This is a genomic window from Mesorhizobium qingshengii (assembly GCF_027563465.1).
Taxonomy (GTDB): domain Bacteria; phylum Pseudomonadota; class Alphaproteobacteria; order Rhizobiales; family Rhizobiaceae; genus Mesorhizobium; species Mesorhizobium qingshengii_A.
Window position 1 is genome coordinate 422,641 of record NZ_JAPFQA010000002.1, and the last position, 14,721, is coordinate 437,361.

Below are 14,721 nucleotides of genomic sequence, written 5' to 3' on the forward strand. Positions count from 1 at the left end.
TCGGAGAAAACCATGCCCAAGGGATACTGGATCGCCCGCGTCGATGTGCGCGACGCCGAAGGCTACAAGGACTATGTCGCCGCCGCGAAGCTCGCCTTCGACCGCTTCGATGCCAAATTCCTGGCGCGCGGCGGCGCGCATGAAAAGGCCGAGGGGCCTGGCCGCGCCCGCAACGTCATCATCGAGTTTCCGTCGCTCGCCGCGGCGCACGACTGCTATCACTCGCCGGAGTATCAGCGCGCCGTCGCCATCCGCCAGAAGGTCGCCGACGGCGAGATCGTGCTGGTCGAGGGAGTCTAGGCGAAGAGCCGGTTCGCGGTGGTTTCTGCCATGGCGTCGGCAAGGCCCAGGCCCCATTGCTGGCGGCAATAGGCGCGGAAATCGAAGCAAGGCAGGCCGGGGCAGACCTCGAACTCGATGAGGTGGACGGTGTTGTCGGCCTCGACCCTGAGATCGATGGAGAACACGTCGCGCAGGCCGAGCCCCTTCATCAGCCGCTCGGCGATCGCACGGATCCTGGCGTCGGCGATCGGCTGGCCGTCGGCGACCGGGACGAGTTCCGGTTCGGCATAATGTCCAGCCGCCTTCGCCGCTTCGCCGGTTTCACCATAGAGCGCGAGGCTGTCCGCCATGGTCTGGAAATCGCCGCCGGAATCGACAAACGTGATGCCAAGCGCTTCGACGCTGACTTCCGCTGTCAGGCCAAGAAAACTCGCGCGCACATTGCGGCCGGCGACATAAGGCTGGACGACGACATCATCGCGATAGGCCGAAAACACCCGGCGGCTGAGCTCCAATGCGTGGCCGAGATCACTGGTGCGCGAATCCGGCCAGATGCCGATCTTGGCGCCAAGCCGGTTGGGCTTGACGAACCAGCCGGCGGCAGATGCCGGTGGCTCGACCAGCCATTCGCCGTTCCGCGCCAAACCGGCCGGCGGCACCGGCAGGCCGAGCGCGCCAAGCACGGCGCCGGAGCGGAACTTGTCCTGGCAGAGCGCGAACAGCGAATCGTCGGCGCCAATCGTCTTGAAGCCGCCCAGTCTCGCCAAGGCGGGTGCTGCGCCGCCACGGAAATAGGCGACGCCGTCGGTCAGCGTCCAGACCATCGTGGCGCCGGGATTCTCGCCGGCGAGCGCCGCTGCGGCATCGTCGAGCGCGACAGGCGTAAAAGACAGGCCGCGGGCCAGGCAAGCGGCGGCAAGCGCGTCGAACTCGCGCGCAAGGTCGGTCGACTGCGCCAGGTAGGAGGCGATTTCGGCGGCGCGCTCCGGCGCATGGCCTTCCGCGACGAGGCGGTCGAAGCAGGCCTTCTCCGGCTCATGGACAAGGATCAGTTTTGGCTTGCGGCTCGACATGAAACGAACGATTCCCGGCGCTATGATCACCCACCATCGCACGGCCGACGCCAACGGCTTTCGCGAAACCGACCCAGGCCAGACGCCTGCGTGACAGCAGCGGAAATCGAGGACGCCGATCGCCCGCTCAGGCGATCAGCACGCGTGGCTCGAAGCGGCCGTTGACGGGGATGTCGAGCAGAAAGGTCATGCCCGCCTGCGGGTCGAGCTGGCGCTGCTTCTCGTCCTTGCCCGACCAGGCGGAAGTGACCGCCAGCCGATCGGCGTTCTTGCCGACGAAGGCCGGGCAGGATGGCTGCGTCACCGGCATGGCGACCGAGCGCAGCAACGTGCCGTCAGGGGCGTAGGCCTTGACCACCTTGCCGCCCCAGACGGCGTTCCACAGCACGCCGTCACGGTCGACGACCGATCCGTCGACATAGCCCTTGGACGAACGGTGATCGACGAACACGTCCGGTTCGCCGGCAGGCAGGCCGGTGGCCGGATCGCAGGCGACGCGCATCAACAGCCCGGTCGAAGTGTCGGTGTAGTAGGCGAGCGCGCCATCCCCGGAGAAACAGATCGAATTCGAGACGGTGATGTCCGAAAACAGGCGGCGCAGCTCGCCCTTGAAAAACCAGTAGATGGAACCGGCGCCCTTTTCCTCTTTCTTGCCCATCGTGCCGGTCCACAGGGCGCCGCAAGGATGGACACGGGAATCGTTGGAACGGGTGAGCGGATTGTCGGCCTCGATCGGCGTGTGCAGCGTCAGCTTGCCGGTAACGACATCGCGGACATGGAGGCCAGTCTCGGTGGCGATCAGCTGGCGCTGCTCATCGATAATGGCGATGGCGCTCGCCATCTGGCCGAGCTCGTGAATCTTCAGCGCGCCGCCCGCCACGGCTTTTTCGAGAAGCTGGCCGTTGACGATGTCGAACCAGTAGAGCGTATCGGTGGCGGGGTCGTAGCTTGGCCCTTCGCCGAGCTGGCAAACGTGGTCAGAAAAAACGGAAACGATCGCTTCGCTCATCGTGCTTCTCCGAACACCGCATCCCAGGCTGTCACCGCCGCTCGGGCCCGCGCGGCCACCTCGTCGACGCTCATGCCCGGCTTGAACAGGCTGGAGCCGAGGCCGAAGACCGTCACGCCCACCGCCTTGTAGCCGGCAAAGTCCTTTTCCGAAACGCCGCCGACCGCGCCGACCAATGTGTGCGCCGGCAGCACCGCCCGGATCGCGGAAATGCCTGCCGCGCCGAGCACGCTCGCCGGGAAGAATTTCAGCGCCGAGGCGCCAAGCCGGATCGCCTGGAAGGCCTCGGTCGGCGTGAACACGCCGGGCATCGTCACCATGCCGTATTGCATCGCACGCGCCATCACTTCGGCATCGATGTTGGGGCTGACCAAGAGCCGCCCGCCGGCCTTGTGCAAGCCATCGACATCGGCCGGTGTCAGCACCGTGCCGGCGCCGACCAACGCTGTCCCTGGAAGCGCCTCGACAATGCTCGCGATCGAGACAAAAGGCTCGGGCGAATTCAACGGCACCTCGATCGCCTCGATGCCGGCGTCGAACAGCGCCTGGCCCATGGCGATCGCCTCGGCCGGCTTGAGGCCGCGCAGGATGGCGACCAGTCCGCGCTTGAGCTTTGGAAAAGCTGCGGTCTGGCTCATCGGGCAACTCCAATTCTGGCAATCATGCCGTTTTCGCGCGCGGCTTCGACGAGCCCGGCACGCACCGCCTCGTCGGCGTCGACGGTGCGCACACCGAGTCCGGCAAGGCCAAGTGCCTCACCGTAGAGCGTCGCCAGCGAGCCGGAAGCAATCAGCACGACGGGCACCGCGCCTGCGTCATAGCGGCGGTTTGCCGAGGCGATCTCGCCACCGATCAACAGGCCCGACAGGCAGGCAGCCGCATCGTCGGGCCTCAAATCCTGGAGCAGCCCGGCGGCGCGGATGGAGAACAGCTTCGAGGTGACATCGCCGCCTTCCGCCAATGCGGTTTCGCACCAGCGGCGGAAGAACGGATTGTCCGCAGTGACCGGCTTCGGATGTTCGCCAAGCGAATGGCGCAGGATGGAGTGCGCGGCAAGCACCGAGAACAGCTCGCCGGTCGGCCAGGTGCCGAAACCGGCAACGGCGCCGTCCTCGACCAGCACCCATTTCGAATGGGTGCCGGGCATGCAGACCAGCTGGCGTCCCTTGGCCGGCAGGCCGGCGCCGGCAAGCTGCGTTTCCTCGCCGCGCATGACGTCGGGGGCATCGGCCAGACGCTGGGCGAGGCCCGGCACGATACGGATGTCGCGGCTCTGGCCGGGCACACGGGCAGCGCCACCGAGGATGGCGCCGATCGGTGACGGCACGCTGACATAAGGCGCCTCCAGCCAGCCCTGGCGGGAACCGGCCATGCCGCAGATGATGACGGGCAGCGCATCGGGTGCCCCCATTGCCGCCAGATGTCCTTCGAGAAGGGCCGAAAAGCCTTTCTGCTGCGCGGTGATCAGACCATCGTCGCCACGGCGCTCGGCAAGGACCTTGCCGTCCTTGTCGATCAGCCAGACCCGCATGCGGGTCGTGCCCCAGTCGACGGCGGCTACCGCCGGCGCGTTGCTGGCTGGGCTCACAGAAAACCTCCATCGACGATCAGCATCTGTGCGGTCAGCATGCGCGAGGCATCCGAGGCCAGGAACAGCACGGTGCCGACGATGTCGTCCGGCTGCATCACCTGCTTGATGCACTGCTTGGCGACGTGGGCGGCAAGCGCCTGTTCGGTCACCCAGAGCTCCTTCTGCCGCTCGGTGATCACCCAGCCGGGCGCGATGGCGTTGACGCGAATGCCGTCCACGCCGAGCTTGCCCGCCAGTCCCTTGGTCAGGCCAAGGATACCGGCCTTGGCGGCGGTGTAGGCCGGCATGTCGGGGTGGTTGATGAGGTAGGATGTCGAGGTGAAATTGATGATCGAGCCGCCGCCAGCCCGCTTCATGCCCGGCGCCACCGCTTGCGCGGTGAAGAAGTGCGGCCGCAGATTGATCGCCTGGTTGTTGTCCCAGAATTCGACCGTCACGTCTTCGACGGCGTGGCGTTCGTCCCACGCGGCATTGTTGATCAGCACGGTGACATCGCCATGCGCCTCAGCCGCCCTGGCCGCGGACGCCCGCAGGGCCGCGACATCGCGCAGGTCGGTCTTGAGATAGAGCGGCCGGCGGCCGAACTCTTTTTCGATGCGGTCGGCAAGGGCCGTGCTTGGGCCATCGGCGATGTCGATGAAGGCGACATTGGCGCCCTGGCGCACAAAACCCTCGGTCAGTGCCGCGCCAATTCCGGAGCCGCCGCCAGTGATCAGCACCGAGGCTTCCTTGAGGTCGGCAAAATGCGCCGATGGCATCATGATCTCATCTCTCCCAGCGCATGCCCCCCAAAATCGGACCGATTTTCAGAAAGGGATCATGCGCAATACAAAGTGCTACACCGTCCTTTGCGCGTCCTGAAGGACGCGCGGCGCTGTAATCGGACCGGCGCGCATCCTAGCCAGACCCGTCGTGCGGGCAAGTGCGAAAAGCCGGATTTGCGGGCTTATGTCAGACAAAACGACAATGCGCCGCACTGGACGTGCACAGCGCTGTCAGCAGGTTGCTGGCGGCGTCGATATCGGCGGTCAAACCGCCTTGGCGCGCGAGGCGCCGCGGTAGGAATCGCGGAGATAACCGAGCGTGGCGTCGGCATCGACCGGCTTGCCGAACAGATAGCCTTGCCCGCCGGCGCAGCCGAACTGGACAAGGCGGTCGGCCTGCGCTTCCTGCTCGATGCCTTCGGCGACGACATCCATGCCGAGCCCCTCGCACATGGCGAGAATGGCGCGAATGATGTGTTCCGAGGGACGGTCATCGAGAATGGAGGAGACGAAGGCGCGATCGATCTTGAGCTTGTCGAAATGGAATTCGCGCAAGCGGCCGAGCGAGGACTGGCCGGTGCCGAAGTCGTCGAGCGAAACACGGATGCCGACGCGGCGCAGATCCTCGACGATCTTCTCGGCCGAGGCAGGGTCGTTCATCAGGCCGGTCTCGGTGATCTCGATTTCCAGCCGGCGCGGATCGAAGCCGGTGCGCTCGAGGATGGCCAGTATATGCAGGCCGGTGTTCTGGTCGACGAGTTGCGAAGGCGACAGGTTGAAGGACAGGAACAGGTCCTTCGGCCAGCTTCTCGCCGCCTCGGTCGCCTTGCGCAGCACCAGCTGCGACAGCGGGCCGATGATGCCGCGCTCCTCGGCGATGGGAATGAAGACCGTTGGCGGCACCGAGCCGAGGTCGCGATCGGTCCAGCGCGCCAGCGTCTCGAAGCCGACGGTGCGGCGGGTGTTGAGGTCGACGATGGGCTGGAAGTGCGGCTCCACCTCGCCGGCGGAGACGGCGCGGCGCAACGCCTGTTCGATGCGGGTGACGCGCTTGGCCGCTTCTTCCATCTCGCGGGTGTAGACGACGACCCGGCCACGGCCGGAACGCTTGGCGTGGTAGAGCGCCGTCTCGGCCTTGTTGACGAGGATCTCGGTGGTCTCGTCTCCGGAATAGAACAGCGAGCAGCCGACCGAGGCCGAAAGCCTCGCCGTGCGTTCGCCGACATCGTAGGGCGCCGACAGGATCTCGATCAGCATGCGGGATCTTTCAGCCGCCGCTTCCTCGCTGAACACCATCGGATAGAGAAAGGCGAATTCGTCGGCGCCGATGCGGCAGACCGTGGAGTAGCCGTCCATCGAGGCGCGCAGCCGCATGGCGACCTGGATCAGGATATCGTCACCGGCCTTGTGGCCGAACAGGTCGTTGATCGGTTTGAAACCGTCAAGGTCGAGAATCCCGACGGTGAACGGCGCCGGGTCGTCGGCACGATCGCTGATCAGGCGATCGACCTTGTCGAAGAAGCGGCGATGGTTGCCAAGCCCGGTCAACGGATCGGTGAATGCCAGATCCGTGCTCTCCCTGTTTGCCTGACCGGTGCCAAACGAAGTTTGCATCGGTGTCCCTGTTTGTGACTTCGGATTTAGGCCCAGACTGTCAGCAAACCCTTTAGGAAACGTATCCCAAATCGATTATTCGCGGGTAAAGTGCATCACCTACGGGAAGGTCGGCGCGGAGCGCGTCAAACCTTTGTTTTCAGACATTCTTCAGCCGTTGGGCCCGACACGATAGAGTTCGAGCGGGGCGCCCTTGGTGTCCGCGACCGGCTCCAGCCATTCCGGCACGTTGCCGCGCATCAGCCCGGCCAGAAAGCCGTCCGGTGCCGTTGCGGCGAAAAGCTGGCTTTCCGGATTGCCACGGCATACAGCGACAAGGCCGACATGGTGGCTTTTGACCACCGACCTGGCATCAGCGTCCGATCCGAGGAAGGCATCGAGCGCAAGCAGGTTTCCCGCGATGTTGCGATGATACGGCCCGGCGAAGACGCGATGTCCGGAATAGGCCAGGATGGGCGAGCCAAGATTGGAAATGGCAAGCACGGTGGTGTCCGGCATCCGGCTGAGTGCCGCGAACGAGGCCTTGCCCTGGCAGGACCCATCGACACTGGCGTCCTTTACGGCCGCACGGGTTTCGAACGCGCTCGATGTCGCCTCGGCGGCGGCCGACCAGATTGCGTTCACCGAGATCAGCCAGGCCGCGACCATCCTGAGCAGCGCGCCGCGTGACGGGCTGGTTTCGGCCCGCTGCCGCCATTTGGCGATCCAGGCGGAAAGCGGGATCACCGCGAAGGCGATGGAGAACGTCGAGCCGCGCACTTCCCAGGCGCTGACCAGCAACGCCACAACCAGCAGCCCGCCGACAAGACTGTCCTGCCGCCGCCAGCCGCCCCGGCTGAAGCGAAGCGCCATCAGGGCGACCGCCAGCAGCGGCGTGGCAAAACGCGCCACCACCCGGACCGGATCGTAGAGGACAAGTTTGTACAGCGACTGCGCCTCGTCGATGTAATCGAGCCATAATTCCCTGAGGCGCGGATCGAGGTTCGCATAGGGCGCAGCCAGGCATTGCGGGAACAGCGACACCACGACAGCGCCCAGCACTGCGGCAAGCAGACCGAGCGAGATAAGCCGCCGCCGGCGCGTGCGGCTGGCCGCATCGACCGAAACGATGGTCGCAAGGCCAGCTCCAGCCAGCGCCGCGACGACGAACTGCACGGTCGAGAAGGCATCGCATTGCGCCTGGCCCCAGGCCGACGGCGGGATGGTGGTGACGAACACCAGCGCCGAAACGCCGGCAAAGCCGAGGCCAAAATCCATTGCGATCCGGCGTTCGCCGCCCAGGTCGACGACGAACAATATCGCCGTGCAGGCGCCGATGGCGGCGACATAGGGCGCGGTCTCCATGCCGACAGCCAACGTCAGCGCCGCGCACAAGCCCGAAAACAGTGCCGCCCACCGCCGCACGGGTGCCTCGAGCAGCAAACTCAGGCTGGCCATAGTCAGCGTCAGCTGGACATTGTGATGATCGAGCGCGCCCGGCGAAAAGATGCCGATGAAATGCAGCGCCGCGGCGCCGACGACGACAGCCGGCAGCACGGCGCCCGCGCCGGCGAAACTGCACGCCGCGCGGGCGGTGAAGAACACGGCCGCACAGAACAGCAGCGCCGGCCACAGTATCTGCGCGATGGCCTCGGCCATGGCCATGCTGCCGGTCAGGGCCGAGGCTGAGAGGATGATGGCGGCGAGCGGCGCGTCGACCAGCCGTGACCAGTGCATGACAAAGCCGCCTTCAAGCCCCATCCTGTACTGATGCAGGTCGAACCAGCCCTGTCCGGCCAGCATGTCGCGAACCTCGACCAGACGCAGCAGACTGTCATTGTCGCCGCCGGCATTGGTCAATTCGCGGAATCCGTTGCAGGCGCTGACGGCAACCAACACCAGCGCGGCGATGAGCGCCAGCGCGAGGTCGTTGCGCCATGACGGGCATGGCGTGGCCTTGACGGACATTATGGCATCGACAGGAGTCACGGGACGGCCTTTGATTGCTCCCTTTCGCGAAAGGAAATCTAGCGCCAACTCACTGCGCAAACCTTAAGCCAGTCTTGCGAAAGGCAATCCATGGCGCGAAACGCTTTGTTTGCCATTCACGGATACGTTCCCGGAATGGCCGATGAACAGGCAATTCGGTCCAGGATCCTGGCATGAGTGTTATGGCGGTCGAAAAAAAGATCCTGAACGCGGCGCACAGCCGTGCAGTGTTTCGACGCCGCATCCGGGTCCTCTCCGAACATATCGGCCTCATGCTGAGGGCCGACGGCACCGTTCTCGATCTCGGCTGCGGCGATGGCTCGCTCGCCAAGGCGGTGATGGACAGGAAACCCGGGCTGGCGTTTCGCGGGATCGATGTTTTTCTCCGTCCGCGTACGGCCATCCCCGTCGAGATTTTCGACGGCGCTACGATTCCGGCCGCTTCCGGGTCGTTCGACTGGGTGACCATAGTCGATGTTCTCCACCACACGGACAATCCCGGCCATCTTGTCGCCGAAGCCGCAAGGGTCGCCCGGAAGGGCGTTGTCATCAAGGACCATCTGCGGGACGGGCCCTTCGCCCACGGCATACTCAGGTTCATGGACTGGGTGGGAAACAAGGGCCACGATGTGAGGCTGCCCTACAACTATCTGTCCAGACAGGAATGGGACGCGATGTTCGGTCAGGTCGGGCTCAAGACCCAGACCTGGCGCGAAAACCTGGCGCTATACCCCTTTCCGGCGAACCTTCTGTTCGACAGGGGTCTGCACTTCGTCGCATCGCTTCGGTGACCGGCGGGCCGGGTCGAACGCCTTCACGCGGCTCTTTGATCGTCGCGAAACACCCAGACCAATGAAAGCACATAGCTCGCCGCGCTTGCGGCGACCGTGGTGATGGCTGACATGGCCAGCGGCGACGCGGAAAATATCGACACCGCGACATGGGCGGACAGGCCTGCGAACGCTGCGCAGGCCAGCTGGGTGACGAGATAGCGTGGCAACGCATGGGCATGGTCGTGCTGTCCCCCGAACGTCCAGCCGCGCTGTGCCGAATACGCCACCACGAACGCCAGCACATAGGCGATGACGCTTCCGGCAAACGGCGGCAAGCCGGCCGAAACCAAGGCCCACGACAGTGCGAAGAACAGCAGCGCCGCGCCAATGCCGACCACGGCGAACCGGATAAGCCGCACCGAGGCGAATTTTCGCGCAAGCCCGCTCATTTTTCAGCAGGGGCGACGGAGTCGCCCGGCCGGTTGGCCTGGCCTGCTTTCAGCCGTTTTACCGGGATCTCCAGAACCCCCAGCAGGAACGCCGAGAAGAACGCCTGGAATGAAATGACGATCAGGCTGAGGCCGAGCACGACGATACGCGGGATTTCGGAATCGTTCAGCGGACCGAAGCCGAGATGCGCCCAGCGCGCCACGGCATAGATGACGAACAGCACGCCGCCGGCGAAACAGATGCCGGCATTGGTGGCGAGACGATCGGTGCTGATGGTCCTGGTCAGCCAGTCGGAACGTCGGCTTGGCGGCAGAATGCCGGTTATCTCGGCATAGTAACGCGAAATGGCGCCAAAAGTGATGAGCTGGACGCCGGTGACGACCATGAAACAGGCGGCGACGAAGGTGTTGAGGTCGAGCGACAGATTGTCGATCACGCGCAGCGGCCCGAACACCAGCAGCGCCGCGAACAGCATGCCAAGGCCGCCGAGCACCGTGCCCGGTATGAAGAACATCCAGCGCGGATTGTAGACCAGCAGGAACTTCAGATGCCGCCAGCCGTCGCGCCAGGTCCTGAGATGCGGCGGCCGGCTGCGGCCGTCGGGCTTGAGCTTGGTCGGCACTTCCTCGATGCGCAGGCCGGCCAGCGCGCCGCGTACCACCATTTCGCTGGCGAATTCCATGCCGGTCGTCTGCAGATCGAGCTTCCTGATGCTCTCGGTGTTGAAACCGCGCAGGCCGCAGTGGAAATCACCGGTCTTGATGCGGAAGAACAACCGGCCGACAAAGCTCAGCACCGGATTGCCGAGATAGCGGTGCAGGGGCGGCATGGCACCGGGCTCGATGCCGCCTTGGAAGCGATTGCCCATGACCAGGTCGGCGCCGTCACGCAGGCGCGCAACGAAGGCCTCCAGCGCGCCGAAATCATAGCTGTCGTCGGCATCGCCCATGATGATGAAGCGGCCCTTGGCGGCGGCGATGCCACCGAGCAAGGCGGCGCCATAACCCTTTTCGGCCACGGGCACGACACGGGCGCCGATCGCGGCGGCGATGTCCTGCGAACCGTCGGTGCTGCCATTGTCGGCGATCAATACCTCGCCGGCGATCCCGGCCTTGCCGAGAAACGCCTTCGCCTTGCCGATGCAGACGGCCAGCGTCTCGGCCTCGTTGAGGCACGGCATAAGGATGGTGAGTTCGAGCGCTTTGGCCGAGGCGGCCCGGATGGCGGTGACGGCGTTCATGGTCGTTGTTCCATCAATGACCCGGGGCGGCAGCGGCGGGCCGGGGCAATTCGGCGCTTACCCTTGCACGGCAAGGCTTAAGAAAACGATGACGCGCAGCCTCGCCTTGTCTCCAAACGGCCGGTAGCGGCCAGGTTCGCGGTTGCCTGACGCCAATCTTCAAAATGTCGCGATTGGCAGACGCGCGGCGAGGCTGTACAGGCAAGGCAGTCGCCCATCCGATGCGCCGGAGACCTGCCATGAAGCTGAAAATCGCCGTCCAGATGGACCATATCTCCACCGTGTCGATCGCCGGCGACACCTCGTTCGCGCTGTCGCTGGAGGCGCAGCGGCGCGGCCACCAGTTGTTCCACTACACGCCCGATCGGCTGTCGCTGCGCGACGGCAAGGTGTTTGCCCGCGTCGAGGAGATGCAGGTGCGCGACGAGAAGGGCGATCACTATTCGCTGGGCGAGCAGGTGCGCACCGATCTCGCGGAGATGGACGTCGTCCTGCTGCGCCAGGATCCGCCCTTCGACATGAACTACATCACCACCACGCACATCCTCGAGCGCATCCATCCCGGGACGCTGGTCGTCAACGATCCGGCCTGGGTGCGCAACAGCCCGGAAAAGATCTTCGTCACCGAGTTTGCCGACCTGATGCCTGAAACGCTGATCACCAAGGACAGCCAGGAAGTCGCAGCCTTCCGCAAGGAGTTCGGCGACATCATCATCAAGCCGCTCTACGGTAATGGCGGCGCCGGCATCTTCCATCTGCACGAGGCCGACCGCAACCTCGCCTCGCTGCTCGAGATGTTCGGGCAGATGTTCCGCGAACCCTATATCGTGCAGCGCTACCTGAAGGAGGTGCGCAAGGGCGACAAGCGCATCATCCTGATCGACGGCGAGCCGGTCGGTGCCATCAACCGGGTGCCGGCCGAGCATGACTCCCGTTCCAACATGCATGTCGGCGGCCGCGCCGAAAAGACCGAGCTGACGGAGCGCGAGCGCGAGATCTGCGCCCGCATCGGGCCCTCGCTGAAGGAGCGCGGCTTCATCCTCGTCGGCATCGATGTCATCGGTGACTACATGACCGAGATCAACGTGACGTCGCCGACCGGCGTGCGCGAGGTCAGGCGCTTCGGCGGCGCCGACATCGCCAGCCTGTTCTGGGACGCGATCGAGGACAAGCGGAAGTAAGCCGTCTTTATTTTGTCTTAACCATGTTCCGCTTTTGCAACCGGGCACAATCCAGCTGCAACCCCTGCGATTGTATGTTCCTGTAATGTTCTTGCTTTGACCGGGAAACTGTGATTGTCTCCCCAAGGGCTATCAGGGCCCTGATCGCACGGGCTGGGGCAAGCCCATATCCGGGGTGGGGAAATGGTGGCGCGGGTTCGCACGGTCGCTTTCCAGGGCATCGAAGCCGTGCCGGTTGACGTGCAGGTGATGATCGCACCCGGCAAGGTCAACATGCATATTGTCGGCCTGGCCGACAAGGCGGTGGCCGAAAGCCGCGAGCGGGTGCAGGCAGCACTGCATGCCTCCGGCCTGTCGATGCCGTCCAAGAAGGTCACGGTCAATCTGGCGCCCGCCGACCTGCCGAAGGAGGGCAGCCATTACGACCTGCCGATCGCGCTTGGCCTGATGGCGGCGCTGGGCGCCATTCCGGGCGACATGCTGGCCGGCTATGTCGTGCTTGGCGAGTTGTCGCTCGACGGCACGATCGCCGCCGTCGCCGGCGCCTTGCCGGCGGCGATCGGCGCCAACGCCGAGGGCAAGGGCCTGATCTGCCCGTTCGCCTGCGGGCCGGAAGCGGCCTGGGCGGGTGCTGATTTCGACATTCTGGCGCCCCGCAGCCTGATCGCCATTGCCAATCATTTTCGTGGCACGCAGGTGCTGTCGCGGCCGGAAGCCGGCATCCACGCCTCGGCGCGCGATCTGCCCGACCTTGCCGACATCAAGGGCCAGGAGACCGCCAAGCGGGCGCTGGAAGTGGCGGCTGCCGGTGGCCATAATCTGCTGATGGTCGGGCCGCCCGGCTCGGGAAAATCGATGCTGGCGCAGCGCCTGCCGTCGATCCTGCCGCCGCTGGCGCCGAAGGAACTGCTGGAAGTCTCGATGATCGCCTCGGTGGCGGGAGAGCTCGGCGAGGGCAAGCTGACCGACCGGCGGCCGTTCCGCGCTCCGCATCATTCGGCCTCGATGGCGGCGATGGTAGGCGGCGGCCTGCGCGCGCGGCCGGGCGAAGTGTCGCTGGCGCATCACGGCGTGCTGTTCCTCGACGAGTTCCCGGAATTCACGCCGCAGACGCTCGACGCGCTGCGGCAGCCGCTCGAGACCGGCGACTGCATGATCGCGCGCGCCAACCATCGCGTCACCTATCCGGCGCGCATCCAGCTGGTGGCGGCGATGAACCCGTGCCGATGCGGCATGGCCGGCGAGCCGGGCTATCGCTGCCTGCGCGGCGAGCGCTGCCGCACCGACTACCAGGCGCGTATCTCAGGCCCGTTGCTCGACCGCATCGATCTCAGGATCGAGGTGCCGGCGGTCTCGGCCAGCGACTTGATCCGGCCCGACCGGGCGGAGAAAAGTGCCGATGTGGCGCTGCGCGTGGCGCGCGCCCGCACCCTCCAGCGCGAGCGGTTCGAGCGGCTCGGCGCTACCCGCGCCACCACCAACGCGCATTGCGCGACGGCGGTCATCGAGGACATCGCCATGCCCGACGCCGCTGGCCTGTCGCTGCTCAAGGACGCCAGCGAAAAGCTCGCCTTCTCGGCGCGGGCCTATCACCGCGTGCTGAAGGTGGCGCGCACGCTCGCCGATCTCGACGCCAGCGAAACCGTCGGCCGCATTCATCTCGCCGAGGCGATTTCCTATCGCATGAGTTCGGAGCGCGTGGCGCAGGCGGCGTGATGCTTCCCGTGATTGCGGCGGTCATGTTGCCTCAGATGTTCGGAATCTGCTGAAGAACGTCCATGCGGGAGCGAAGCGCGCACCAGTGCCGGTCTCAGCTGATGACGGCACGACCGTGTCCATCTGACCAGTATTGGGGCTCTTGCGGCAGAGGGCAGGCTTTTCTTTAAATTTGCTCATGCTAATTTAACCTTGGGTTACCGGGCCGCCGGTTGAGGGACATCCATGAGGGGATATTTTGGGACCGAACTGCAGCAGCGCCTGCAGCGACGAGCGGATGAGCTTGCCAGCACGGTCGTCAACACTCCTGGGCTCTGCAATGCAGGCCGAATGGTCTCCACGGACGACGTCGATCGTGTCGGGCTTGAGGCTTGTATCGCGATGCTGGAGGCGGACGGAGGCTTCGGTTTTCGCCTCGTCCACGAAGACCGCACAGCGGCGATGTCCGCTCACTTGGCGGCCCGGGGACATCGCCTGGATTGGTGGGATACGTTCATGGGCTCCGCTGACGACGTTCTAGCTGCGTCGAAACAAATCGTTGCGCGAGGCCCGCCCGAGGGGCTCTTTCATATTGATCTGTCAGACAACCCGTCAGAGGCTTTCCTTGAGCGCGTGCAGGTCTTCCTCGTGGAGAATGGCCTGGCGCCGTTCTCGCGATTGACCCTCGCGGGCGAAACGGTCACCGGCCGAACTTTGGCGCTTGTCGACGGACATGGGGACCTCGTCGCCACGTCGTTTGTCTATATGCCACACAATTCCTTCAGTCCGTTCCGGACCTATGCCTGGGGCGGTCTCGCTGCGGTCTCGCCGGCCCACAGGGGCAAGTCGCTTGGCAGCTACATCAATGCCTGCGCCGCTGTCACGGCATTCGAGCAACTGGCGGCGACCGTCTTTTACGAACAGGTCGCCGCAACCAATATTCCATCGAGACGGATGGTCGAAACATGCGGACTGACCCTGCACCCATATCTAAAGAGCGGGCTCGCTTCGACCGGGGCGGAGAAGTTCACGCGTTGACCGTGCTCAGCTTACAACGCTCGCCCAGCGCTTTCGCAATTAA

14 protein-coding genes are annotated in these 14,721 nt (G+C 65.0%); 5 read left to right on the plus strand and 9 right to left on the minus strand.

Translation table 11 applies throughout. From position 1 onward, the window contains the following. Positions 1-12: 12 nt before the first annotated feature. Positions 13-300 carry a DUF1330 domain-containing protein gene (locus tag OOJ09_RS06595; RefSeq protein ID WP_256754171.1) on the plus strand — a complete coding sequence of 96 codons (288 nt, stop codon included), beginning with the start codon at positions 13-15 and terminating at the stop codon, positions 298-300. On the opposite strand, the gene OOJ09_RS06600 is transcribed toward OOJ09_RS06595, so the two are convergent. The 7 genes from OOJ09_RS06600 to OOJ09_RS06630 all read right to left on the minus strand — a co-directional run bounded on the left by OOJ09_RS06600 (position 297) and on the right by OOJ09_RS06630 (position 8,280). Then, positions 297-1,355, minus strand: a complete 1,059-nt coding sequence (locus OOJ09_RS06600; RefSeq protein ID WP_269904415.1) for a D-alanine:D-lactate ligase-like protein — start codon at positions 1,353-1,355, stop codon at positions 297-299. The two genes, OOJ09_RS06595 and OOJ09_RS06600, sit on opposite strands and share 4 nt — an antisense overlap. Before the next feature lie 127 nt (positions 1,356-1,482). After that, the gene (locus OOJ09_RS06605) at positions 1,483-2,364 is read right to left on the minus strand and encodes an SMP-30/gluconolactonase/LRE family protein (protein WP_269904416.1); all 882 of its coding nucleotides are present in this window, start codon (positions 2,362-2,364) and stop codon (positions 1,483-1,485) included. After that, positions 2,361-3,002 carry a 2-dehydro-3-deoxy-6-phosphogalactonate aldolase gene (locus OOJ09_RS06610; RefSeq protein WP_269904417.1) on the minus strand — a complete coding sequence of 214 codons (642 nt, stop codon included), beginning with the start codon at positions 3,000-3,002 and terminating at the stop codon, positions 2,361-2,363. The genes OOJ09_RS06605 and OOJ09_RS06610 overlap by 4 nt, the downstream gene beginning before the upstream one ends. After that, complete coding sequence (locus tag OOJ09_RS06615; RefSeq protein WP_269904418.1) at positions 2,999-3,952, minus strand: 2-dehydro-3-deoxygalactonokinase; 954 nt, start codon at positions 3,950-3,952, stop codon at positions 2,999-3,001. The genes OOJ09_RS06610 and OOJ09_RS06615 overlap by 4 nt, the downstream gene beginning before the upstream one ends. Then, positions 3,949-4,716: an SDR family NAD(P)-dependent oxidoreductase gene (locus OOJ09_RS06620; protein ID WP_091576199.1), complete on the minus strand. Its 768-nt coding sequence runs from the start codon at positions 4,714-4,716 to the stop codon at positions 3,949-3,951. The genes OOJ09_RS06615 and OOJ09_RS06620 overlap by 4 nt, the downstream gene beginning before the upstream one ends. A gap of 267 nt (positions 4,717-4,983) precedes the next feature. Further along, complete coding sequence (locus OOJ09_RS06625) at positions 4,984-6,333, minus strand: putative bifunctional diguanylate cyclase/phosphodiesterase (protein ID WP_269904419.1); 1,350 nt, start codon at positions 6,331-6,333, stop codon at positions 4,984-4,986. Between the two features lie 150 nt (positions 6,334-6,483). Further along, positions 6,484-8,280: a GtrA family protein gene (locus OOJ09_RS06630; RefSeq protein ID WP_269904420.1), complete on the minus strand. Its 1,797-nt coding sequence runs from the start codon at positions 8,278-8,280 to the stop codon at positions 6,484-6,486. Positions 8,281-8,474: 194 nt separating this feature from the next. Between OOJ09_RS06630 and OOJ09_RS06635 the strand changes: the two genes are divergently transcribed. Then, positions 8,475-9,092: a class I SAM-dependent methyltransferase gene (locus OOJ09_RS06635; RefSeq protein WP_269904421.1), complete on the plus strand. Its 618-nt coding sequence runs from the start codon at positions 8,475-8,477 to the stop codon at positions 9,090-9,092. A 23-nt stretch (positions 9,093-9,115) separates the two neighbouring features. Here the strand turns inward: OOJ09_RS06635 and OOJ09_RS06640 are convergent, their stop codons facing one another. Both OOJ09_RS06640 and OOJ09_RS06645 read right to left on the minus strand, forming a co-directional pair. Beyond that, a complete protein-coding gene (locus OOJ09_RS06640) occupies positions 9,116-9,523 on the minus strand; it encodes a GtrA family protein (protein WP_269904422.1) in 408 nt (135 codons plus the stop codon). After that, on the minus strand, positions 9,520-10,764 hold the full coding sequence (locus OOJ09_RS06645) for a glycosyltransferase family 2 protein (RefSeq protein ID WP_269904423.1): 1,245 nt from the start codon (positions 10,762-10,764) through the stop codon (positions 9,520-9,522). The genes OOJ09_RS06640 and OOJ09_RS06645 overlap by 4 nt, the downstream gene beginning before the upstream one ends. 239 nt (positions 10,765-11,003) lie before the next feature. Here OOJ09_RS06645 and gshB point away from each other — a divergent pair, with 239 nt between their 5' ends. The 3 genes from gshB (at position 11,004) to OOJ09_RS06660 (ending at position 14,678) form a co-directional block, all read left to right on the plus strand. Continuing rightward, positions 11,004-11,945: a glutathione synthase gene (gene gshB, locus OOJ09_RS06650; RefSeq protein WP_269904424.1), complete on the plus strand. Its 942-nt coding sequence runs from the start codon at positions 11,004-11,006 to the stop codon at positions 11,943-11,945. Between the two features lie 183 nt (positions 11,946-12,128). Next, complete coding sequence (locus OOJ09_RS06655) at positions 12,129-13,661, plus strand: YifB family Mg chelatase-like AAA ATPase (protein WP_269904425.1); 1,533 nt, start codon at positions 12,129-12,131, stop codon at positions 13,659-13,661. Positions 13,662-13,886: 225 nt separating this feature from the next. After that, positions 13,887-14,678 carry a GNAT family N-acetyltransferase gene (locus OOJ09_RS06660; protein WP_269904426.1) on the plus strand — a complete coding sequence of 264 codons (792 nt, stop codon included), beginning with the start codon at positions 13,887-13,889 and terminating at the stop codon, positions 14,676-14,678. The last annotated feature ends 43 nt before the right edge of the window (positions 14,679-14,721 follow it).